The sequence below is a fragment of the Lysobacter sp. HA35 genome (assembly GCF_054061195.1).
Genome location: NZ_JBSSDY010000001.1, coordinates 812,303 through 834,297, shown reverse-complemented (window position 1 = coordinate 834,297; position 21,995 = coordinate 812,303). Strand labels below are relative to the sequence as shown.

The 21,995-nt window shown below is 66.9% G+C and carries 19 protein-coding genes; 17 read left to right on the top strand and 2 right to left on the bottom strand.

From position 1 onward, the window contains the following. Nucleotides 1-116 precede the first annotated feature (116 nt). The 7 genes from ACVWZN_RS04225 to ACVWZN_RS04195 all read left to right on the top strand — a co-directional run bounded on the left by ACVWZN_RS04225 (nt 117) and on the right by ACVWZN_RS04195 (nt 8,696). Entirely contained in the window at nt 117-2,945 is a 2,829-nt protein-coding gene (locus ACVWZN_RS04225; RefSeq protein ID WP_456952742.1) for a 2-oxoglutarate dehydrogenase E1 component, read from the top strand. Between the two features lie 60 nt (nt 2,946-3,005). Next, nucleotides 3,006-4,238, top strand: coding sequence for a dihydrolipoyllysine-residue succinyltransferase (sucB, locus tag ACVWZN_RS04220; protein ID WP_456952741.1), 1,233 nt, complete (start codon nt 3,006-3,008; stop codon nt 4,236-4,238). Nucleotides 4,239-4,298: 60 nt separating this feature from the next. Then, entirely contained in the window at nt 4,299-5,729 is a 1,431-nt protein-coding gene (gene lpdA, locus ACVWZN_RS04215; RefSeq protein ID WP_456952740.1) for a dihydrolipoyl dehydrogenase, read from the top strand. A gap of 72 nt (nt 5,730-5,801) precedes the next feature. Beyond that, on the top strand, nt 5,802-6,662 hold the full coding sequence (locus ACVWZN_RS04210) for a class I SAM-dependent methyltransferase (protein WP_456952739.1): 861 nt from the start codon (nt 5,802-5,804) through the stop codon (nt 6,660-6,662). 8 nt (nt 6,663-6,670) lie between these two features. Then, nucleotides 6,671-7,264 (top strand): TIGR00730 family Rossman fold protein, encoded by a 594-nt coding sequence (locus tag ACVWZN_RS04205; RefSeq protein WP_027083020.1) that lies wholly within the window; start codon nt 6,671-6,673, stop codon nt 7,262-7,264. 19 nt (nt 7,265-7,283) lie between these two features. After that, nucleotides 7,284-8,273, top strand: coding sequence for a YhdH/YhfP family quinone oxidoreductase (locus ACVWZN_RS04200; protein WP_456952738.1), 990 nt, complete (start codon nt 7,284-7,286; stop codon nt 8,271-8,273). 57 nt (nt 8,274-8,330) lie between these two features. After that, nucleotides 8,331-8,696, top strand: a complete 366-nt coding sequence (locus ACVWZN_RS04195; protein WP_027083018.1) for a response regulator — start codon at nt 8,331-8,333, stop codon at nt 8,694-8,696. 72 nt (nt 8,697-8,768) lie between these two features. Here the strand turns inward: ACVWZN_RS04195 and ACVWZN_RS04190 are convergent, their stop codons facing one another. Together ACVWZN_RS04190 and ACVWZN_RS04185 are read right to left on the bottom strand one after the other, a co-directional pair. After that, nucleotides 8,769-9,674, bottom strand: coding sequence for a DnaJ C-terminal domain-containing protein (locus ACVWZN_RS04190; RefSeq protein WP_456952737.1), 906 nt, complete (start codon nt 9,672-9,674; stop codon nt 8,769-8,771). Nucleotides 9,675-9,797: 123 nt separating this feature from the next. Beyond that, nucleotides 9,798-10,277: an Hsp20/alpha crystallin family protein gene (locus ACVWZN_RS04185; RefSeq protein ID WP_456952736.1), complete on the bottom strand. Its 480-nt coding sequence runs from the start codon at nt 10,275-10,277 to the stop codon at nt 9,798-9,800. A gap of 139 nt (nt 10,278-10,416) precedes the next feature. Here ACVWZN_RS04185 and ACVWZN_RS04180 point away from each other — a divergent pair, with 139 nt between their 5' ends. The 10 genes from ACVWZN_RS04180 (at nt 10,417) to ACVWZN_RS04135 (ending at nt 21,994) form a co-directional block, all read left to right on the top strand. After that, nucleotides 10,417-10,896, top strand: a complete 480-nt coding sequence (locus ACVWZN_RS04180) for a redoxin family protein (RefSeq protein ID WP_456952735.1) — start codon at nt 10,417-10,419, stop codon at nt 10,894-10,896. Between the two features lie 96 nt (nt 10,897-10,992). Beyond that, on the top strand, nt 10,993-12,336 hold the full coding sequence (locus ACVWZN_RS04175) for a CHASE3 domain-containing protein (RefSeq protein WP_456952734.1): 1,344 nt from the start codon (nt 10,993-10,995) through the stop codon (nt 12,334-12,336). Beyond that, on the top strand, nt 12,333-12,977 hold the full coding sequence (locus tag ACVWZN_RS04170; RefSeq protein WP_456952733.1) for a response regulator: 645 nt from the start codon (nt 12,333-12,335) through the stop codon (nt 12,975-12,977). Before ACVWZN_RS04175 ends, ACVWZN_RS04170 begins: the two co-directional genes overlap by 4 nt. Nucleotides 12,978-13,104: 127 nt before the next feature. Beyond that, nucleotides 13,105-15,297: a putative bifunctional diguanylate cyclase/phosphodiesterase gene (locus ACVWZN_RS04165; protein WP_456952732.1), complete on the top strand. Its 2,193-nt coding sequence runs from the start codon at nt 13,105-13,107 to the stop codon at nt 15,295-15,297. Next, entirely contained in the window at nt 15,294-15,677 is a 384-nt protein-coding gene (locus ACVWZN_RS04160; RefSeq protein ID WP_456952731.1) for an STAS domain-containing protein, read from the top strand. Before ACVWZN_RS04165 ends, ACVWZN_RS04160 begins: the two co-directional genes overlap by 4 nt. Beyond that, on the top strand, nt 15,674-17,905 hold the full coding sequence (locus ACVWZN_RS04155; RefSeq protein WP_456952730.1) for a chemotaxis protein CheA: 2,232 nt from the start codon (nt 15,674-15,676) through the stop codon (nt 17,903-17,905). The genes ACVWZN_RS04160 and ACVWZN_RS04155 overlap by 4 nt, the downstream gene beginning before the upstream one ends. A gap of 10 nt (nt 17,906-17,915) precedes the next feature. Then, a complete protein-coding gene (locus ACVWZN_RS04150; RefSeq protein WP_456952729.1) occupies nt 17,916-19,541 on the top strand; it encodes a methyl-accepting chemotaxis protein in 1,626 nt (541 codons plus the stop codon). Between the two features lie 11 nt (nt 19,542-19,552). After that, nucleotides 19,553-20,089, top strand: coding sequence for a chemotaxis protein CheW (locus ACVWZN_RS04145; RefSeq protein WP_456952728.1), 537 nt, complete (start codon nt 19,553-19,555; stop codon nt 20,087-20,089). Beyond that, complete coding sequence (locus tag ACVWZN_RS04140) at nt 20,089-20,934, top strand: CheR family methyltransferase (RefSeq protein WP_456952727.1); 846 nt, start codon at nt 20,089-20,091, stop codon at nt 20,932-20,934. The genes ACVWZN_RS04145 and ACVWZN_RS04140 overlap by 1 nt, the downstream gene beginning before the upstream one ends. A gap of 1 nt (nt 20,935) precedes the next feature. After that, the gene (locus ACVWZN_RS04135; protein ID WP_456952726.1) at nt 20,936-21,994 is read left to right on the top strand and encodes a protein-glutamate methylesterase/protein-glutamine glutaminase; all 1,059 of its coding nucleotides are present in this window, start codon (nt 20,936-20,938) and stop codon (nt 21,992-21,994) included. Nucleotide 21,995: the final 1 nt, after the last annotated feature.

The following is a 21,995-nucleotide window of genomic DNA, read 5'->3' as shown; positions in this document are numbered from 1 at the left end:
ACCACGATCCGGGCACGGGGCGGCCTCATCCCGCTATAATTCCGCGTCTTTCGCGCCCGATCGCGACATGCGGCGCGTCATCCCTCTTCTCCGCCGAGCCAGACGCCACCGCCATCGTGGATAGCCTTCTGAAGCAGTTTGCCCAGACCTCCCAACTCGGCGCGAACGCCGCCTACGTCGAGGATCTGTACGAGCAGTACCTGGTCGCACCGGACAGCGTCGACCCGAAATGGAAGGCCTACTTCGACGGTGTGAAGAGCGGCTCGACCACCGAGGTGCCGCATTCGGCCGTCCTCGAGTCGATCGCCGAAGCCGGTCGACAGGCTGCACGCGGCGTGGTCGCCGGTGGCGGCAGCGAGGCCGATGAGCGCCAGCGCGCGGTCGGCAAGCTGATCATCGCCTACCGCTCGCGGGGCCATCTCGCGGCGGAACTCGATCCGCTCGGCCTCGAGAAGATGCCGCCGGCGCCGGACCTCGAACTGGCCTTCCACGGCCTGTCCGACAAGGACCTGTCGGCCGAATTCAGCACCGGCGGCGTGGGCGGCAAGGACCGCATGAAGCTGGGCGACCTCGTCGACCTGCTCAAGCGCACCTACACCGGCACGGTCGGCGCCGAGTTCATGCACATCGCCGAGTCGGACCAGCGCCGCTGGATCTACGAGCGCATGGAAAAGGCCGGCGGCCGCTACGCGCGCAGCGCGGACGAGCGCAAGCGCGTGCTCGAGCGCCTCACCGCGGCGGACGGCCTGGAGCGTTACCTCGGCACCAAGTACGTCGGCCAGAAGCGTTTCTCGCTGGAAGGCGGCGACTCGCTGATCCCGCTGCTGGACGACATGGTGCGTCGCGCGGGTTCGCAGGGCGCGAAGGAAGTCGTGATGGGCATGGCCCACCGGGGCCGCCTCAACGTACTGGTCAATACGCTCGGCAAGCCGCCGCGCGACCTGTTCAACGAGTTCGAAGGCAAGTTCGAGCACGTGCACAGCGACCTCGCCCACCAGGGCGACGTCAAGTACCACATGGGTTTTTCGGCCGACATCGGCACGCCCGGCGGCCCGGTGCACCTCGCGCTCGCGTTCAACCCGTCGCATCTGGAAATCGTCGACCCGGTAGTCGCGGGGAGCGCACGTTCGCGCCAGACGCGCCGCGGCGACGAAGGTCGCAAGCAGGTGCTGCCGGTGCTGATGCACGGCGACGCCGCGTTCGCGGGCCAAGGCGTGGTGATGGAGCTGTTCCAGATGTCGCAGGCGCGCGGTTTCGCGGTCGGCGGCACGGTGCACATCGTCATCAACAACCAGGTGGGATTCACCACCAGCGAGCGTCAGGACGCGCGTTCGACGCTGTACTGCACCGACGTCTCGAAGATGGTTGGAGCGCCGGTGCTGCACGTGAACGGTGACGACCCGGACGCCGTGCTGTTCTGCGGCGAACTCGCGCTCGACTTCCGCAACACCTTCGGCAAGGACGTGGTCATCGACCTCGTCTGCTATCGCCGCCACGGCCACAACGAGGCCGACGAGCCGGCGGCCACGCAGCCGCTGATGTACCAGGTGATCCGCAAGCACGCGACGCCGCGCGAGATGTACGCCAAGCGCCTCGTCGGCGAAGGCGTGATCACCGACGCCGATGCGCAGGCGATGGTCGACGGCTACCGCGCGAAGATGGACGCGGGCGAAGTCACCGCCGACGTCGTCGACGTGACGCCGGACGAGTTCATCCCGGACTGGACCAAGTTCATCGCCGGCAAGGTGACCGAGCCGGTCGACACCACGTTCGATCGCGCCGAGCTGCTCAAGCTCGCGACGTCGATCAACAACGTGCCCGAGCGCATCACGCTGCATCCGCGCGTGGCGAAGATCTACGACGACCGCCGCAAGATGACGGCCGGCGAGCTGCCGGGAGACTGGGGCTTCGCCGAGAACCTCGCGTACGCGACGATCGTCGACCAGGGCTACAAGCTGCGCCTCGTCGGCCAGGACTGCGGCCGCGGCACGTTCTTCCATCGCCACGCGATCCTGCACGACCAGAAGACCGACGAGTACTACCTGCCGCTGCGCGAGCTGGTGAGCAATCCGAACGACGTCGCGATCATCGACTCGTTGCTCAGCGAGGAAGCGGTGATGGCGTTCGAGTACGGCTACTCCACCGCCGACCCGATGACGCTGGATATCTGGGAAGGCCAGTTCGGCGACTTCGCGAACGGCGCGCAGGTGGTCATCGACCAGTTCCTGTCGTCGGGCGAAGCCAAGTGGGGCCGCCTCTGCGGACTCGCGCTGTTCCTGCCGCACGGCTACGAAGGCCAGGGCCCGGAGCACAGCTCCGCGCGCCTCGAGCGTTACCTGCAGCTGTGCGCGCTCGACAACATGATCGTATGCACGCCGACCACGCCGGCGCAGGCGTACCACATGATCCGCCGGCAGATGCTCATGACCACGCGCAAGCCGCTGGTGGTGATGACGCCGAAGTCGCTGCTGCGCCACAAGCTCGCGGTGTCGACGATGGACGATCTCGCATCGGGCGGCTTCCAGAAGCTGATCCCCGATGCGGTCACCACGCCGAAGAAGGCGAAGCGGGTCGTGCTCTGCGGCGGCAAGGTCTACTACGACCTGCTGGAAGACATGCAGAAGCGCGGCGCCGACGACGTTGCGCTGATCCGCATCGAGCAGCTCTATCCGTTCCCGCGCAACGAGCTCAAGGCTGCCCTCGCGCAGTATTCGGCGAAGGACGTGGTGTGGTGCCAGGAAGAGCCCATGAACCAGGGCGCGTGGTACCAGATCCGTCATCACCTCGTTGCATGCCTCGGCGCCAAGCAGGCGATCCATTACGCGGGCCGTTCGCGCTCGCCGTCGCCGGCCGCCGGCCATTTCGCCGACCACGTGCGCGAACAGCAGCAGCTGATCGCCGACGCGCTGGTCAATCCGCTCAACGGCGAGGTGTCGGAGGAGTAATCCTTCGACGCCGCGCCCGACGCTTCGCCGCACTCTCCTATTTCTCAAGGACGCTTTTCCATGAGCACCGAAATCAAGGTTCCCGTGCTGCCCGAGTCGGTCTCGGACGCCACCATCGCCACCTGGCACAAGAAGCCCGGCGACGCGGTCAAGCGCGACGAGAACCTCGTCGACCTCGAAACCGACAAGGTCGTGCTGGAAGTGCCCTCGCCCGTCGACGGCGTGCTCAAGGAAATCAAGTTCGAGACCGGCGCGACGGTCAACAGCGAGCAGGTCATCGCGATCGTCGAAGCCGGCGCCGCTGCAGCCGCACCTGCAGCTCCGGCAGCCGCCGAGTCGAAGGCCGACAAGGTCATCGACGCGAAGAACGACGCTGCGACGACGAACGAAGCGCAGCCGGTGATGCCGAAGTCCGCACCGCAGCAGCCGGCTCCGGGCGCGAATGCGCAGTTGCCGCCGGGCGCGCGCTTCGCCGCCGAGACGTCGGGCGTGAATGCTTCCGACGTGTCGGGCACCGGTCGCCGCGGCGCGGTGACCAAGGAAGACATCGTCAACTACGCGAAGTCCGCTGGCGTCGGCGCCGCGGGTGGCGCGCGTCCGGAAGAGCGCGTGCCGATGACGCGCATGCGCGCGCGCATCGCCGAGCGCCTGATGCAGTCGAAGAATTCCATCGCGATGCTGACCTCGTTCAACGAGGTCAACCTGGCCAAGGTCATGGCGATGCGCACGGAGTTGCAGGACGACTTCGTCAAGGCGAACGGCATCAAGCTCGGTTTCATGAGCTTCTTCGCCAAGGCCGCTGCGAATGCGCTGCAGCGTCATCCGATCGTCAACGCATCGGTCGACGGCAACGACGTGATCTATCACGGCTATGCCGATATCTCGATCGCGGTGTCGACCGACAAGGGCCTGGTGACACCGGTACTGCGCAATGTCGAGCGCATGTCGTTCGCCGACATCGAGAAGGGCATCGCCGACTACGCCAAGAAGGCGCGCGACGGCAAGCTCGGTCTCGACGACCTGCAGGGCGGCACGTTCACCATCACCAACGGCGGCACGTTCGGTTCGCTCATGTCGACGCCGATCGTCAACCCGCCGCAGTCCGCCATCCTCGGCATGCACGCCATCAAGGAGCGCGCGGTCGTCGAGAACGGCCAGGTCATCGCCGCGCCGATGATGTACATCGCGCTGAGCTACGACCACCGCATCATCGACGGTAAGGACGCGGTGCTGTTCCTGGTCGACATCAAGAACCAGCTCGAGAACCCGCACCGCATGCTGCTGGGCATGTAATGCCCGCCGGGCCCCGCCGAGTGCGGGGCTTTTGCGTCCAGCGAACAAGGATCATTTGAGATGAGCGAACAACAGCAATTCGACGTCGTGGTCATCGGCGCCGGCCCCGCGGGCTACCACGCCGCCATCCGCGCCGCGCAGCTCGGCCTCAAGACTGCGTGCATCGACGCGGCGCTCGGCAAGGACGGCCAGCCGGCGCTCGGCGGCACGTGCCTGCGCGTGGGCTGCATTCCGTCCAAGGCGCTGCTCGATTCGTCGCGCCAGTTCTGGAACATGCACCACATCTTCGACCAGCACGGCATTTCGTTCTCGAACGAGAAGATCGACGTCGGCACGATGGTTGGTCGCAAGGACAAGATCGTCAAACAGTTCACCGGCGGCATCGCGGCGCTGTTCAAGGCGAACAAGATCACCGCGTTCTACGGCTTCGGCCAGCTGCAGCCGGGCAATGTCGTCGTGGTGAAGCAGCATGACGGCAGCACCGTCGAGCTGAAGGGTACGAACGTCATCATCGCCGCCGGTTCGGATTCGATCGAACTGCCATTCGCGAAGTTCGGCGAGCACATCGTCGACAACGTGGGCGCGCTTGATTTCACTGAAGTGCCGAAGCGTTTCGGCGTGATCGGCGCCGGCGTGATCGGCCTCGAGCTCGGCAGCGTGTGGAACCGCCTCGGCGCGCAGGTCACCATCCTCGAAGGCATGCCGACGTTCCTGTCGGCGGCCGATGGCGAAGCCAGCAAGGTCGCCGCGCGCGAGTTCAAGAAGCAGGGCCTCGACATCCGCCTCGGCTGCAAGGTGTCGAACACCGAGGTCAAGGCCGACGGTGTGCATGTCGCGTACACGGACGACAAGGGCGCGGCGCAGGAAATCGTGGTCGACAAGCTGCTCGTTGCAGTCGGCCGCCGTGCGGCGACCAAGGGTCTGCTGGCCGACGGTACCGGCGTGCAGGTCAACGAGCGCGGCCAGATCGCCGTCGACGAGCACTGCCACACCGGCGTCGACGGCGTGTGGGCGGTGGGCGACTGCGTGCGCGGCCCGATGCTCGCACACAAGGGTTTCGAGGAAGGCATCGCGGTCGCCGAACTCATCGCCGGCCTGCCGGGCCACGTCAACTTCGACACGATTCCGTGGGTGATCTATACCGAGCCGGAGATCGCCTGGGTCGGCAAGACCGAAGAGCAGCTGAAGGCGGAAGGCATTCCGTACAAGGCCGGCAGTTTCCCGTTCGCGGCCGTCGGTCGCGCGGTGGCGATGGCCGAGCCGGCGGGTTTCGTGAAGGTGCTTGCGCATGCGGAAACCGACACGGTGCTCGGCATGCACCTCGTCGGCGCCAACGTGTCGGAGCTGGTGCACGAAGGCGTGCTGACGATGGAGTTCAAGGGCTCCGCCGACGACCTCGCCCGCATCTGCCACGCGCATCCGTCGCTGTCGGAAGCCGTGCACGACGCCGCCATGGCCGTCCACAAGCGCGCAATCCACAAGGCCAACTGACCTTTCGATCGCGCGACACCGGGCCGCCGTCATCCTGCGATGATGGCGGCTTCGTCGTTTCGGGAGTCCGACATGACCGATACAACGCCCGTCCGCAACGTCTCCGACACCGCACGCTGGGTCGCGATCTACCGCGCGATGGAAAGCGAGCGCAGCGACGCGATCTTCCGCGATCCGTATGCGCGTCAGCTGGGTGGCGAACGCGGCGAAGCGATCGTTCGCGACATGCCGCGCGGCCGCATGATGGCGTGGCCGATGATCGTACGTACCGCGGTGATGGACGAGATCGTGATGCGCTGCGTCCGCGAAGGCGCGCGCACGGTGCTGAACCTCGCGGCCGGACTCGACGCACGCCCGTACCGACTCGACCTGCCGGCCGACCTGCGCTGGATGCACGTCGACCTTCCCGACATGCTCGCCTACTTCCGCGACGCGATGGCGGGCGAAACGCCGCGCTGCCAGGTCGAGTTCCATACCGCGGACCTGCGCGACGCCGAGATCCGACGCGCGCTGTTCGCCGACGCTGCAGCGACCGGTCCGGTGCTCGTCATCACCGAAGGCCTGCTCGTCTATCTCGAACCCGACGATGTCGCCGCCCTCGCCCGCGACCTGCACGACGTCGCGCATGCGCGCTGGTGGCTGACCGATCTCGCGTCGCCGTTGCTGCTGCAGCGCTACACGCGTCACCTCGACAAGAAGCTCGCTGCGGGCAATGCCCCGTTCCGTTTCGGCCCGGCCGAAGGCACCGCGTTCTTCGCGCCGATGGGCTGGCAGGAGCGCGAGTTCCGCTCGTCGTGGGACGAATCGCTTCGACTCAACCGCACGGTGCCATTCGCACCGCTGTGGAAAATGCTTTCCGTGTTTCAACCGCGCGAGAAGCGCGACGCGATGCGCCGGATGTCCGGCATCGTGCTGATGGAGAACAACGACTGATGCGTCAACTGCGTTCCGTATGCGTGTACTGCGGCTCCAATGCCGGCAACCGTCCGATCTATGCCGAACGCGCGGCTGCGCTCGGTCGTCGTCTTGCGCAGGACGGCATCGCCGTCGTGTACGGCGGTGGCAACGTCGGGCTGATGGGTGTCGTCGCCGATGCGGCGCTGGAAGCTGGCGGCGAAGTGATCGGCGTGATTCCCGAGCAGCTGGTGAATTGGGAGGTCGCGCATCGCGGCCTGACCAAGCTCGAAGTCGTCGCCGACATGCATACGCGCAAGGCGCGCATGTTCGACCTGTCGGATGCGTTCGTCGCGCTGCCCGGCGGCTTCGGCACGCTCGACGAAATGTTCGAGATGCTGACGTGGCGACAGCTCGGTCTGGGCGATCGTCCCTGCGCGTTCCTCGACATCGACGGCTTCTACGCGCCGCTGATGTCGATGCTCGATCGCATGGTCGCAGAACGCTTCCTGCATCCCGAGCAGCGCACCGACCTGTGGCATGGCGACGACATGAACGCGATGCTCGACTGGATGCGCGCGTACAAGCCGGCGCAGGCCGACAAGTGGATGGACGAAAAGCGTCGCCGCGAAATCCGCTGAGCACGAGACGAGACCGACGATGAGCCCGAGCAGCTTCCGCGCCTTCCGCATCCACGACGACGAACGCGGTTATCGCGCCGGCGTCGAAACGATTTCGGTCGATGACCTCGCGCCCGGCGAAGTCGTCATTCGCACCGCGTATTCGTCGGTGAACTACAAGGACGCGCTCGCGGGCACCGGCAAAGGCAAGATCCTGCGCCGCGCGCCGCTGGTGGGCGGAATCGACGTCGCTGGTCATGTGGTCGAAAGCCGTGATGCGCGTTATCGCGAAGGCGATGCGGTGCTGGTTACCGGTAGCGGACTTTCCGAGACGCGGGACGGCGGCTACGGCGAATACGCGCGCATCGAAGCGGAATGGACGATCCCGGTGCCCGCGGGCCTCGACCTGCGCGAGGCGATGATCCTCGGCACCGCGGGATTCACTGCCGCGCTCGGCCTGTATCGGATGCTCGAGAACGGACAGACGCCGGAGCACGGCCCGCTTGCCGTGACCGGTGCGACCGGCGGCGTCGGGTCGCTTGCCGTCGACATCTTCACCCGCGCCGGTTTCGAGGTGCATGCGGTCAGCGGCAAGCCCGAACACGCGGACTACCTGCGCGAACTCGGCGCCACCGACGTGCTGCCGCGCGAAGCGCTGGCGACCAAGCGCCCCATGGAAAGCGCGCGCTTCGGCGGCGGCTTGGACAACGTCGGCGGCACGATGCTCGCCAGCCTGCTCGCGCAGACCGCGCCCTACGGCAACGTCGCGACCGCCGGCCTCGCCGCCTCGCCCGACCTGCCGACCACCGTGATGCCCTTCATCATCCGCGGCGTGTCTCTATTGGGCGTGGCGTCGGCCGGCGCGGCGCGATCGATCCGCGAGCGCGTCTGGGCGCACCTGGCGACGGACTGGAAACCGGCGCACCTCGATCGGATCCTCACCCGCGAGGTCGATCTCGACGGCTTGGCCGGCGTTTTCGACGGCATGCTGGCCGGCGGATCGTTCGGCAGAACACTGGTTCGCCTGTGAGCTTGCCGACCTGATACGCCGGCCCGTTAGAATCGCGTCAATTCCCGAGAGCACACCATGGCCCGCATCCTGATCGTCGACGACTCGCCCTCCCAGCTGATGGGCATCCGCCGCCTCGTGGAGAAGCTCGGGCATGAAGCCCTCACCGCCGAAGACGGCGCGGCCGGCGTCGAAGCCGCCAAGCGCGAGCTGCCGGACCTCATCCTGATGGACGTGGTGATGCCGAACCTCAACGGCTTCCAGGCCACGCGCGCGATCTCGCGCGAGCCGACCACCAAGCACATCCCGGTGGTGCTGGTGACGACGAAGGATCAGGACACCGACCGCATGTGGGGCCTGCGTCAGGGCGCGAAGGCGTACATCACCAAGCCGTTCAACGATAACGATCTGGCGGAAGTGATCGGTCAGCTGATGCCCGGCTGATCGGGTTCTGCGTCGAAAGAAAAGGCCGCGCAGTGCGCGGCCTTTTTTGTGCGCGATGACGGGTCGCTTACCTCAGGCACGCACGCCATCGAACGCATCACGTAGCGCTTCGTACGCCTGGATCTGCCCGACAGATTGCGGGCGAGGTGCGGTCACTTCGAGCTCGACGATCTGATCCCCGGGCGGATCACCCGGCAATCCGCGACCGCGTAGCCGCAGCTTGCGTCCCGCGTCGGAGTTCGGCGGAATGCGCAGCTCGACGTTGCCACCCAGCGTCGGCACGCTCACGGTCGAACCGAGCGCCGCATCCCACGGCGCGACCTGCACGACATGGATCACGTTGCGCCCGTCGACCTCGAACTGCGGATGCGCGGCGTACTCGACTTCGAGCAGCAGGTCGCCGCCGGACGAGCCTTGCCCCGCAAGCCGGATCACCTGCCCCTCGCGCACGCCCTTGGGCACGCGCACGTCGAGCGTGCGGCCGTTGACGCTGATGCGCACCGATCGGCCCTCGTAGACGGACTCCAGCGCGACGGCCAGCTTCGCGCGCGTATCGCTGCGCGGTGCCGGGCCGCGGCCCATGCCCGGGCCGGGACGTCCGCCCACGCCGCCACGTCGTGCCTGTCCGAACAGCCCTTCGAAGAAGTCGCTGAAACCGCCGCCCGCGCCGCCGCCGGCGAAGATCTCGTCGAAGTCGACGCCGCCCCCGCCGAAGTCGCCATAGCCCTGCGGGCCCGGCTGCACGTCATCGCCGGGCCGATACCCGCGCGATCGCAGCTGGTCGTAGGCCTTGCGCTTGGCGGGGTCGCGCAACGCCTCGTAGGCCTCGTTCACCGACTTGAAGTGGTCCTCGGCGTCCTTTTCCTTGCTCACGTCGGGGTGGTACTTGCGCGCCAGCCGGCGATACGCGGTCTTGATCTCGGCGTCGCCCGCAGTGGGCTCGACACCGAGGATCTCGTAGTAGTCCTTGAACTGCATCCAGCGCTCCGCTGATCGTCGAAACAGAAACGGCCCGCGGGCGACGCCGGCGGGCCGTCAGTGTAGTGGGCGCTCCGGGACGACGCCGTGTTGCGGCGTCGCGCGGCGCGATCACTCACGCGCTTACTGGCGCGTCGCCTCGCCCTGCGCCCCGGCGCCGACCTGGATGCGGCGCGGCGTCGTCTCCGGACGCTTCGGAATGCTGATCTCCAGCACGCCGTTGCGGCCGTTCGCGGTGATGCCCTCGGCGTCGGCGCTGTCGGGCAGCGCGAAGCGGCGATGGAAATTCCCGTAGCGACGCTCGACCCGCGAATAGCGGCCGGTCTGCGCGTTGATCTCGCTCTTGCGCTCGCCGCGGATGGACAGGATGCCCTTGTCCATCAGCACTTCGACGTCCTGCGGATCGACGCCCGGCAGGTCGGCGAAGATCACGAAGCGGTTCGGCTCTTCGACGATGTCCACGCGCGGCGCCCACTGGCTGGTCACCACCGACGACTCGTCGTTGCCGGCTTCGTGGAGGTTGAAAAAGCGCTCGAAGAACTGCTTGAACTCGTCCTGGAGCTGCGGGCCCGGACGCTGCTGCGGATACTGATTCAGGCTCATGGCCGATGTCCTCATCGTTGAATCGCGGCGCTGCCGCTCTGCCGCGATAACTAGTGGCGGCGCAATGCGTTTCAAGCCCTCGCACAGCCCGCACCGGCCGGCCGTACACTGCGTTCAGACATTCGACAGGAGCACCCCCATGGCACAGCCCGGCGACCGCATTCCCGAAGTCGTGGTCCAGCAGATCACGAACAGCGGCATCGAAAAGACCGACACGCATTCGCTGTTCGGCACCGGCAAGTCCGTCGTGTTCGCGGTGCCCGGCGCATTCACGCCGACGTGCTCGGAACGCCACCTGCCCGGCTTCGTCGAACACTTCGACGAGTTCCGTCGCCGCGGTTATGACGTGGCGTGCATGGCGGTGAACGACCCGTTCGTGATGCAGGCCTGGATGCGCAGCGCCGGCGTGCCCGACGGCATGCGCATGGTGGCCGACGGCAATGCGGAGTTCTCGCGCGCACTTGGACTCGATCTGGATGCCTCGTCGTACGGCATGGGCATCCGCTCCAAGCGTTTCGCGATGGTCGTCGTCGACGGCGTGATCGAACAGTTGTTCGTCGAAGCGCCGGGCGAGTTCCGTGTCTCCACCGCCGAGCACATGCTCGAACAGCTGAGCTGAATTGCTTCAGCGAGCGATATGCGCGTCGCTCGCATGTGAAAGAGAATTGACGGGTAGCTGTCGTATCGTGTCGGGCGCTTTGCTACCGCGTCCTGCATGCCGACCGTTACCCGTCGTTCTCTATCGTTGATGGTCACCGGCCTGGTTTTGTTCGGTGCGCTTGCTGTGATCAGCACGCGCACGCTGCAGTCCGTGCGTGCATCGACCGCTATCCGCGCGCAGGCGCAGGACAGCATGCTGGTGAATTCCCAGCTGCTCGCATCACTCGTCGACGTCGAGACTGGCCAGCGCGGTTTTTCGCTGACCGGCGATCCGTCGTTTCTCGAGCCGCTGAATACCGGCCTGCAGCGCCAGGCGGCGCTCGTCGACGATCTCGCGAAACAGACCTCATCGATGCCGGCCGTTGGGGCGCGCGTGCAACGCCTGCGCCCGCTGATCCGCGACAAGCTCGCACTCGTACAGCAAGGCATCGACTGGCGCCGCAGCGGCCGCCAGTCCGCCAACCTGCACATCGCCGATCGGGGCAAGGTCGCGATGGATCGCATCCGTCGCGCGAGCAGCGAGATCGAAGTCCTGCTTCGCGCGGAGAGCGTGCAGCGCGAACGGCAGTTGGCGCAGGTGATGTCCCGCGCCGCGTGGATCGAAATCGGCTTGGGCGTCTTCGGAACGCTCGCGATCCTCGCCGGCCTGGCGCTGCTCGTGCGCGAACGCCAACGACGGCTCGACGCGGAGTTCGAGCTTTACAGCGCCAACCATCATCTCGAGACACGTGTCGCCGAGCGCACCCGCGAACTCGAACAGGCGCGCGCACAGCTCGAATCATTCGCGACGCGGCTGGACCAGAGCATCGAGGCCGAACGGCGGCGGCTCGCACGCGAAGTGCACGACCAGCTCGGGCAGGTGTTCACCGCGCTGAAGCTCACCTGCTCGCACCAGGCGAAGCGCTACTCGATGAGCGAGTCGGACCTGCGTCTCGTCATGTCCACGCTCGATGAGGGTGTCGCGATCGCCCGCCGTATTTCGAGCGAGTTGCGGCCGCCGCTGCTCGATGATCTCGGCCTCGCCGCCGCACTCGAACTGCGCGGCGAGCGTTTCGAGCAGGAATCGGGCATCGCATGCGACGTCGCGGTCGCCGATGGCGATGTCGTGCCGGCGGCGCACCGCATCCAGCTGTTCCGAATCGTGCAGGAAGCGCTGACGAACGTTGCGCGGCATTCCGGTGCATCGCGCGTCTGGATTGGCGGTGAACGTGCGGACGACGGCTACGAGTTCTTCGTCGAGGACGACGGCCACGGGCGCGTCGCGCCTCGTCGCGGCTCCGCAGGCATCGCGAGCATGTCCGAACGCGCGGCGCTCGCCGGCGGCCGCTTGCACATGGAGCGCGGCGCGCACGGCGGTCTGCGCCTGCGCGTACTGATCCCGAGCGAGGCGCTGGCTTGAGCCTGCGTGTGTTGATCGTCGAGGATCATCCGGTGATGCGCTTCGGCGTCATGCACCTGATCCGTCAGGAATGGCCCGACGCTGGGATTGCCGAAGCCACGTCGCTTGCCGCGGCGGTGGAACTCGCTGCATCGCCGGACTGGTCGGTGGTGCTGCTGGATCTTTCACTGCCGGACAGCTCCGGCTTGGAAGGACTCGTGCGGTTACGGCGACTCATGCCCGCGACGCCCATCCTCATCCTCAGCATGCACGACGAAGCGGCTTACGCGGCGCGTGCGTTGCAGGCCGGCGCATCGGGCTACCTGACCAAAGAACACGCGACGACCGAGCTACTGGCCGCGATTGCACGCGTGCGCAGCGGTGGTCGATATCTCAGCTCCGGTTTCACGGACCGCCTTGCCGGCATGCTGACCGGCGAGAAGGTCACTGCGTTGCCGCATGAGCTGCTGTCGGCGCAGGAACATCGCGTGATGGTGATGATCGCGAACGGAAAGGCGCCGAGTGAGATCGCCGAGACGATGCATCTGTCGGTGAAAACCGTCGGCACGTACCGCACGCGCATTCGCGAGAAGACGGGCTTGGGCAGCACTGCGGAGATGGCGCGCTACTGCGTGCAGCACGGCCTGCTCGACCCGACCTGAACAGGCGTGTAGGCCGAATGCCTACACGCGTTGTCGGAATCGGCGACGTCGCGGATCAGCCGAACGCCGCTTCGAATCACCTGCCGTCACGCCCAGCATGCTCACAGGCCCTCGAAGGCGGTGATGCATGCGTGTCGTCATAGTTGAAGACTCCGACCTGGTTTACGCGGCACTGCTCGAAGTGCTCGCCGACTGCGTGTCGGTGGACGTGGTCGGGCGTGCGGTGTCGCAGACCGATGCGATCGCGATGATCCTGTCGCAAGCGCCGGACGTCGTGCTGCTCGACCTTTCGCTGAGCCCCGGCAGCGGGCTCGAGGTTCTGCGCACGATCCGCGACGCCGGCTCGACGTCACGCGTGTTCGTGGTCAGCAACCAGTCCGAAGATGCGATGCGCATCCGCTGCCTGCAGGAAGGCGCCGATGCCTTCTTCGACAAGTGCAGCGACCTCAATCTGCTCGTGCAGCATCTCGAGCGAAGCACCGGCGCCGTGTGCGACGCCGAGCCGGTGCGGATCGAGGCGTTCGCGAACACCGCAGCGTCGCAGAGCAAGCTCGACGAGATCGTGGCGATGACCGCGGAGCTGACCGGATGCCCGACCGCAGGCGTGACGCTGCTCGGCGCGAACCGCCAGTGGTTCGTGTCGACGTTGGGCACCCCGCTGACGTCTACGTCGCGACACATCTCGTTGTGCGCGCACGTCGCCGGTGCGCAAGGCCTGCTCGAGATCCCCGACGTTCTGGCAGACGAGCGCTTCGCGCTGAACCCGATCGCGCACGCGCCATTCGGCATCCGCTTCTATGCCGGCGCGCCGATCACGTTGTCCGATGGACGCATCGTCGGCGCGCTGTGCGTGCTGGCGGCAGAGCCGCGCGCGCTATCGGACGCACAACGCGACGCTCTTCTCGCCCTCGCCCGCCGCGCTTCGGCGCATATCGACGAGATGCGCGCCGAGCCGACGCCGCGTCCCACGCATGAACACGCGCCGGCCGATGCTGACGCTCTCACCGGGCTTCCTTGCCGCAACGCCTTTCTCGAGCAGACCGCTGCTGCCCTCGGAGATGCAGCGACCCGCGGTAGCGAGGCAGCAGTGCTGTCGATCGGCATCGATCGCATGACGCGCCTCAACCACACGTTCGGCCGGGACGGCGGCGATATCGCACTCGTGCAGATCGCCCGCGAACTTCGACGCGCAGCGCCGTCGGACGCGTTCGTCGCGCGCTTGGACAGCGATCAGTTCGCGGTGCTGCTGCGCAACGTGGACGGCGTCGACGCGCTGACGCGAATCGGCGAGTCGCTCGCCGAAGCCGTGGGTACGCCGATGGTCGTGAACGGCCGGCCCGTTCGCATGCACTGCAGCGTGGGCATGGCGTCCGGTTCCGGGGAGTCGATCACCGCACCCGTAATCACGGCACATGCGGAACTCGCCATGCAGAAGGCTAAGCGCCTCGGCGGCAACATGTGTCAGCAGTACGCGAGCTGGATGAGCGTCCGCGCCGTCGATCGCGTGATTCTCGAAGCCGACCTTCGTGCCGGCATTCCCGCCGGCGAACTCGTACTGGCCTACCAGCCGCAGATCGACATCGCGACGCGGCGCGTGATCGGCATGGAAGCGCTGGTGCGTTGGAACCATCCAAAGCGCGGCCTGCTGCCGCCCGACATGTTCATTCCGCTCGCGGAGGAGACCGGGCTGATCGTCGATCTCGGCGCGAGCGTACTCGACATGGCGATCGCGCAGATGGCGTCGTGGCGCGCCGATGGGCTCGATCCGCCGACCATCGCCGTCAACGTTTCTGCAATGCAGCTGACGCGCGAGTTTCCCGCGCTGGTCGCAGCGACGCTCTGTCGTCACGGAATCGAAGCCACCGCGCTCGAACTCGAGCTCACCGAATCCGCACTGCCGCGAGCCGATCACGCGATGGACGACCTGCTACTCGAGCTGCGTGAGTCCGGCGTCGGCCTCGCGATCGACGACTTCGGCGTCGGCTATTCATCGCTCGCGGCGCTTCGGCGCCTGCCGGTCACCACGCTCAAGATCGATCGCAGCTTTATCACCGACCTCGGGGCGAGCGAGCAGCACGCGGCCGTCGTCGGCGCAATCATCTCGATGGCGCAGACCCTCGGCATGAAGACCGTCGCGGAGGGCATCGAGGACGAGGTCGCGCACGCCTGCCTCGCGTCGCTGCAGTGCGATCGCGCGCAGGGTTACCTGTATTGCCGCCCGATCGCGCCCGACGCGATGGCCGATCTCCTGCACGGCGCACGCACATCGCACGACGCAGCGCTGCTTCTCCCGCGTGGAGGCATCGCGTGCCGCGCATGATTCCTTTCGAGGCGAACGACATGTCGTCGACCAGTTCAGCCCACGACAGCCTCGCGCCGAACAGCCCGCCAGCGATTTCGCTGGACGAGCTGACGATCGCGAACGCGATGTCCGCACGCAACGAGCTGCTGGCCTGGCTCGAATGCGGTGACGCGACGCTCGACCTGACGCACGTCACCCATATCGACGGCGCCGGCCTGCAGCTGCTGCTCATGTTGCGACGCGAGGCGGATCGACGCGCGCTCGCGTTCGAGCGCATCGAGCCCAGCCGAGCCGTGGCATCCGTGCTCGCGCTCGCACGCCTGCACGTCGACCTGCGTCCAATTCGCCAGCAACGTCATAACGACGCCCTGCCCGCCGCGATCCGGAGGGCCGCATGAACGGGATGCGCGAACGCATGTTGCAGACGTTCCTCGCGGAAGCGGGTGACCTTGTGCGCGACCTCGATGCGGGGTTGCGCCTGATGAAGGCCGGCGACCACAGCGAAGAGCTGGTCAGCCGGCTGTTCCGCGCCGCGCACTCGATCAAAGGCTCCGGCGGCATGTTCGGGCTTGCGCCGCTGGTGGGGTTCACGCATGTCGTCGAATCCCTGCTCGACCGCGTGCGCAGCGGGCGACTCCAGCCTGATGCCGGGCTGGTGTCCGCGCTGCAGGAGAGCTGCGACCACATCGCCGACCTCGTGGACGTGCTTGTTGCACGTCGCGAACAGCCCGACGAGCAGATGATGGTGCGCGACTCGGCGCTGCGTCGCGTGCTGGCGCAGCACGACGAACCGGCCCACGCGTACCCGACGACGATAGCTCGGCAGCCCGCTGCCGACCCGCAGCACGACGACGCGCTGCGCTCCGACGATTGCTGGCATGTCTCCGTCCGCTTCGGCGTCGACATCTTCCGTTACGGCATCAATCCGTTGTCGTTCGTCCGCGACCTCGAGTCGCTCGGCGAAGTGGTCGCGCTGACCACGGTGGATGCGCTGCCCGCGGCCGACGGGTTCAACCCGGAAGACTGCCATCTCGGCTTCGAAATCGACCTGCGCGGGGATCTCGACAAGGCGCGCATCGCCGACGTATTCGACTTTGTCGCCGACTGCAGCCAGCTGCGCATCCTACCGCCGCAGTCGCACGTCACGGACTTCCTCGACCTGATCCGTGACCTGCCGGAATCGGACGCGCGACTCGGCGACATCCTGGTCGACGCGGGCACGTTGACGCGCGCAGAACTTGAGGCCGGCCTCGCCGAACAGCGCGAGCGTGGGATGCGCGAAGGCTTGCAGCCGGCGCTGGGCACCCTGCTCGTCGAACACAAGGTGGTTGCGCCGGTCGTAGTGCAGGCGGCGCTGGAACATCAGACAGGTAGCCGCTCGCCCGCGCCGTCGCGCACGGCACCCGCATGCGCGGACTCCACGTTCCTGCGTGTCCGTGCGGACCAGCTGGACGAACTGATCAACCGCGTGGGTGAGCTCGTCATCGCAGGAGCCGGCGCCGCCATGCTCGCCGAACGAAGCGGCGACACCGCGCTGCGCGAATCGCAGTCGCTGGTGTCGCGCCTGATGGAGGACATCCGCGAGCGCGCGTTGCGACTGCGCATGGTGCCGATCGGCGAAACGTTCTCGCGCTTCCACCGCGTGGTGCGCGACATCGGCCGCGAGCTCGGCAAGGAGATCGAACTCTGCATCGAGGGCGAGGACACCGAGCTCGACAAGTCGGTCGTCGAGAAGCTCGCCGATCCGCTCGTGCATCTCGTGCGCAACGCCGCCGACCACGGCCTCGAATCGCGTGACGCGCGCCTTGCCGCCGGCAAGCCCGGCACCGGCACCATCCGCCTTACGGCCGCGCATGAATCCGGGCAAGTTGTCATCGAGATCGCCGACGACGGCGCAGGCATGGACCGCTCACGCATCCTCGCGAAGGCACGGGAGCGCGGTCTGGTCGCAGACGGCACGACGCTGTCGGACCACGACATTCTGCAGCTGGTGTTCGAGCCGGGCTTCTCGACCGCAGAGACCGTGACCAACCTCTCCGGCCGCGGCGTCGGCATGGACGTGGTCCGCCGCAACATCGCCGCGCTGCGCGGTGACATCCAGCTGCACAGCGCGCAGGGCGAAGGCACGACTGTGCGCATCCGCCTGCCGCTCACGCTCGCCATCATCGAAGGCTTCCTCGTCGGCGTCGGCGACGCGGCGTACGTGATGCCGCTGGACCGCGTCATCGAATGCGTGGAAATGCCGGCGGGCCTCGCACCGCATCGCGGTTACCTCGACCTGCGCGGCCATGCGCTTCCGTTGCTTCGCCTGCGCGAGCAGCTGGGCATCAGCGGTGCATCGCGCACCCGCCGCGAGAACGTCGTCGTCGTCGACTGCGGCGGCCGGCGCGCGGGCATCGTCGTCGATGCGCTGCTCGGCGAGTTCCAGACCGTTATCAAACCGCTGGGCCCGCTGTTCGCAGGCCTGCGGGGCATCAGCGGGTCCACGATCCTCGGCGGCGGTGACGTCGCACTGATCCTGGACCTTCCCGAACTGGTCGATGCCGCCGTTGCCGGCGAGATCGACTCACTTGCCGGACGACAGCACGGGACACCTGTCGCGCCGACCGCACCGTTACTGTCCTGAGGATCGACCCATGCAGTGGTTCCGCAATCTCAAGATCGCCACGAAGCTGTTCGCTTCGTTCGGCCTGCTCATCGCACTGACTGGCGGGCTGGGCGTATTCGCCATCAGCCGGCTCGCGGAGGTGAACGGCGTCTCCGTTGAAATCCGCGACAGCTGGTTGCCGAGCGTCCGCACGCTCGCCGACGTGCAGCAGAACGTGGCGAACCTGCGTATCCAGGAGTTCAAACACGTCCTGGCGACGAGCGACCAGGACATGACCGCAGTCGAAGGTGCGATCGCCGACTACGGCAAGGAACTCGCTACCTCCCGTGCCAACTATGAAAAGGTGATCTCGAGCCCTGAAGAGAAGGCGCTCTACACACAGTTTGAAGGCGACTGGGCCAGTTACGTGGAGTTGCGCACGAAGGTTCTGGCGCTGTCGCGCGCAGGCAAGCAGGAGGATGCACGCGAGCTTCTGAGCGGACCGTCCAAGCAGCTCTACACGCGCATGAGCGAGACGCTGCAGAAGGACGACGACCTGAATAATCGGGGCGCGACCAACGCCGCGGCCGCTGGGCAGCATCAGTACGAACAAGCACGTACGGCCGTCATCGCAAGCCTGATCGCCGTGCTGCTACTCGGCGTCGCACTTGCCGCACTGATCGCACGGATGATCTCGCGCCCCATCCTGCAGGCCGCGCAGGCTGCGCAGCAGCTGTCGGAAGGCGACCTCACCGCGAAGATCACGGTCGACTCGACGGACGAGAGCGGCCAGATGCTGACCGCGATGAAGACGATGGTCGAACGCCTCGGGCAGATCATCGGAGAAGTGCGCGGTTCCGCGGACAACCTGTCGAGCGCCGCCGAGCAGGTCGCGTCGACCGCACAGTCAATCAGCCAGTCGACCAGCGAGCAGGCGTCCAGCGTCGAAGAGACGAGCGCGTCGGTGGAGCAGATGTCGGCGTCGATCTCGCAGAACACCGACAACGCCAAGGTCACCGACGGCATGGCCGGCAAGGCGGCGAAGGAAGCCACCGAAGGCAGCCAGGCCGTGCGCAACACCGTCGATGCGATGAAGCAGATCGCGAAGAAGATCGCGATCATCGACGACATCGCCTACCAGACGAACCTGCTCGCGCTGAACGCGGCGATCGAAGCCGCGCGTGCCGGCGAGCACGGCAAGGGTTTCGCGGTGGTCGCAGCGGAAGTCCGCAAGCTTGCGGAACGCTCGCAGGTAGCGTCGCAGGAAATCGGCGAGCTGTCTGCGTCGAGCGTTGATCTCGCGGAACGTGCGGGCGACCTGCTCGACCTGATGCTGCCGTCCATCCTGAAGACCTCCGACTTGGTGCAGGAAATCACCGCCGCATCGCAGGAACAGACGGCCGGCGTCGGCCAAATCAATGGCGCGATGGGCCAGCTGAGCCAGGTGACGCAGCAGAACGCGGCGTCGAGCGAGGAGCTCGCGGCGACTGCCGAGGAGATGAGCGCCCAGGCCGAACAGCTGCAGCAGGCGATGTCGTTCTTCACTCTGCAGGCGCACGCCGAAGGCCGACGCATCGCACGCCAGGCGACGCGCCCCGCCGCAGCGAAGCCCGCTCCGCGCAAGACCGTGCGGGTGGCGGGTCCGATGGACGAATCCGAATTCGTCGAGTTCTGAGGAGGCCGCGCATGAGCGTTTCTGAAAACGCCGAGGAGTTCCTCGGCGCGCGTCCCGACGAGGGCATTGACCTGCAGTACCTCACCTTCGCACTCGGCGAGGAGATGTTCGCGATCGATATCCGCGGCATCAAGGAGATCATCGAGTACGGCGGCCTCACCACCGTGCCGATGATGCCGGGCTTCATCCGCGGCGTGATCAACCTGCGCGGCGCGGTCGTGCCGGTGATCGACCTGTCGGTGCGCTTCGGGCGCGCGCCCACGGTGCTCGGCCGACGCACCTGCATCGTGATCATCGAAATCGCGACAGACGGCGGCTGGCAGGACGTGGGCGTGGTGGTCGACGCGGTGTCGGAAGTGCTCGAGATCGCGTCGTCGAGCATCGAGCCGCGGCCCGCCTTCGGCCCGCGCATCCGCACCGAGTTCATCAGCGGCATGGCGCTGCTCGGTAGCGGCTTCGTGATGTTGCTCGACGTGCAGCGCGTGCTGTCGGTCGAGGACATGGCCGGGCTCGCCGGCGTCGCAGCCGTCAGCGCACAGGCCGCCTGATGTCGGCCGTCATGGAACGCACGACGACGGATGCAGGCTGGAGCGCCGCGCGTGCTCCGTCGATCACCGACGCCGAATTCGCGCGTCTACGTGATTGGTTGCAGGACGCCACCGGCATCCATCTCACCGCCGCGAAAAAGACGCTGGTGACGAGCCGCCTGGCGCGTCGCCTGCGCGAAGCGGGAGACGCCACGTTCTCCGCATACCTCTCGCGCGTGTTCGACGACGCGGCCGAGCGACAGGTCGCCATCGACCTGCTGACGACGAACGAAACCTACTTCTTCCGCGAGGCGGCGCATTTCGACTTCCTCGCGACGCGCGTCGCGCAATTGCCGGCCGAGCGGACCGTGCGCGTGTGGAGCGCGGCGAGTTCGAGCGGAGAAGAGGCGTATTCGATCGCGATGCTGCTCGACAGCAAGCTCGGCATGCGTCCGTGGGAAGTCGTAGGCACGGATATCTCCGCACGCATGGTGCAGGCAGCGCGTGCAGGCCATTACCGGTTGCAGCGCACGAGCGGCATTCCTCGTCCGATGCTGGAGCGTTATTGCCTGAAGGGCACGGGCAGCCAGGCCGGCACGCTGCTGGTGAATCGTCGGCTGCGCGAGCGCGTGCGTTTCGAGCACGCGAACCTGACGTCGTCGCTGCCCGAACTCGGCGAGTTCGACGTGATTTTCCTGCGCAACGTGATGATCTATTTCGACAACGCCACCAAGCGTCGCGTCGTCGAGCGCGTGCTGCGGCATCTGCGTCCCGGCGGACATCTGCTCGTCGGCCATTCGGAAACGCTGGGCGACGTCACCCTGGCCGTGCGTGCGCTGTCGCCGTCCGTCTACGTGCGGGCCTGACATGCCCGGCCGCCGCATTCGCGTCTTCGTGGTCGACGACTCCGCGGTCGCACGGCAGGGCGTGCAGGCCATCCTCGATGCCGAGCCCGACATCGAGGTGATCGGCACCGCGAGCGACCCGATCTTCGCGCAGCAGAAGATGGCCGCGAACTGGCCCGACGTCATCGTGCTCGACATCGAAATGCCGCGCATGGACGGGCTCACCTTCCTGCGGCTGCTGATGGCCGAGCGGCCGACGCCGGTCGTGATCTGTTCGACGCTCACAGGGACTGGCACGCAGACCAGCCTGCAGGCGCTCGCAGCGGGCGCAGTCGAGATCATCACCAAGCCGACGATTGGCCTGAAGGACTTCCTCAGCGACTCGGGCGACCAGCTGTGCATGGCGGTTCGCGGGGCGTCACGTGCGCGGCCACGTGCCGCGATGTCGGCGATGACGGCCTTGGCGTCACGCGGACGCTTGCCCGCTGCGACAAGCAGCGGCGCGATGGCGAAGACGACCGAACACATCGTGGCGATCGGCGCATCGACTGGTGGCACGCAGGCCATCGAACGCGTCCTGACCGCCCTGCCCCGCGTATGCCCGGCCATCGCGATCGTGCAGCACATGCCGGAGCGCTTCACCGCATCGCTCGCGCAACGGCTCGACGGCTTGTGCGACATCGACGTGCGCGAGGCGAGTCATGGCGATCGCATGCTTCCGGGGCTCGCATTGATCGCGCCGGGCGGGCGCCACATGCAACTGCGTCGTTCCGGCGCGCACTACCTCGTCGACGTGATCGATGGCCCGCCTGTCAACCGCCACCGCCCATCGGTGGACGTGCTGTTCCGGTCCGTCGCGCGACATGCCGGTCGCAACGCGCTCGGCGTGATCATGACCGGCATGGGCGATGACGGCGCACGCGGCCTTCTGGAAATGCATCAGGCCGGCGCACCGACGATTGCGCAGGACGAGGCCACGTGCGTGGTGCACGGAATGCCGCGCGAAGCGGTAAAGCTCGGCGCCGCTTCACGCGAAGTGCCGCTTGGGCGCATTGCCGACGAGATCATGTCGGCCGGTTGAT

Bases quoted from the DNA above. Each gene is read 5' to 3' on its own strand.
- ACVWZN_RS04160 (WP_456952731.1), top strand. From the start codon at position 15,294: ATGATTCCTTTCGAGGCGAACGACATGTCGTCGACCAGTTCAGCCCAC.
- ACVWZN_RS04150 (WP_456952729.1), top strand. From the start codon at position 17,916: ATGCAGTGGTTCCGCAATCTCAAGATCGCCACGAAGCTGTTCGCTTCG.
- ACVWZN_RS04155 (WP_456952730.1), top strand. From the start codon at position 15,674: ATGAACGGGATGCGCGAACGCATGTTGCAGACGTTCCTCGCGGAAGCG.
- ACVWZN_RS04180 (WP_456952735.1), top strand. From the start codon at position 10,417: ATGGCACAGCCCGGCGACCGCATTCCCGAAGTCGTGGTCCAGCAGATC.
- ACVWZN_RS04175 (WP_456952734.1), top strand. From the start codon at position 10,993: ATGCCGACCGTTACCCGTCGTTCTCTATCGTTGATGGTCACCGGCCTG.
- ACVWZN_RS04135 (WP_456952726.1), top strand. From the start codon at position 20,936: ATGCCCGGCCGCCGCATTCGCGTCTTCGTGGTCGACGACTCCGCGGTC.
- ACVWZN_RS04190 (WP_456952737.1), bottom strand. From the start codon at position 9,674: ATGCAGTTCAAGGACTACTACGAGATCCTCGGTGTCGAGCCCACTGCG.
- ACVWZN_RS04200 (WP_456952738.1), top strand. From the start codon at position 7,284: ATGAGCCCGAGCAGCTTCCGCGCCTTCCGCATCCACGACGACGAACGC.
- ACVWZN_RS04195 (WP_027083018.1), top strand. From the start codon at position 8,331: ATGGCCCGCATCCTGATCGTCGACGACTCGCCCTCCCAGCTGATGGGC.
- ACVWZN_RS04165 (WP_456952732.1), top strand. From the start codon at position 13,105: ATGCGTGTCGTCATAGTTGAAGACTCCGACCTGGTTTACGCGGCACTG.
- sucB (WP_456952741.1), top strand. From the start codon at position 3,006: ATGAGCACCGAAATCAAGGTTCCCGTGCTGCCCGAGTCGGTCTCGGAC.
- ACVWZN_RS04185 (WP_456952736.1), bottom strand. From the start codon at position 10,277: ATGAGCCTGAATCAGTATCCGCAGCAGCGTCCGGGCCCGCAGCTCCAG.
- lpdA (WP_456952740.1), top strand. From the start codon at position 4,299: ATGAGCGAACAACAGCAATTCGACGTCGTGGTCATCGGCGCCGGCCCC.
- ACVWZN_RS04210 (WP_456952739.1), top strand. From the start codon at position 5,802: ATGACCGATACAACGCCCGTCCGCAACGTCTCCGACACCGCACGCTGG.
- ACVWZN_RS04140 (WP_456952727.1), top strand. From the start codon at position 20,089: ATGTCGGCCGTCATGGAACGCACGACGACGGATGCAGGCTGGAGCGCC.
- ACVWZN_RS04145 (WP_456952728.1), top strand. From the start codon at position 19,553: ATGAGCGTTTCTGAAAACGCCGAGGAGTTCCTCGGCGCGCGTCCCGAC.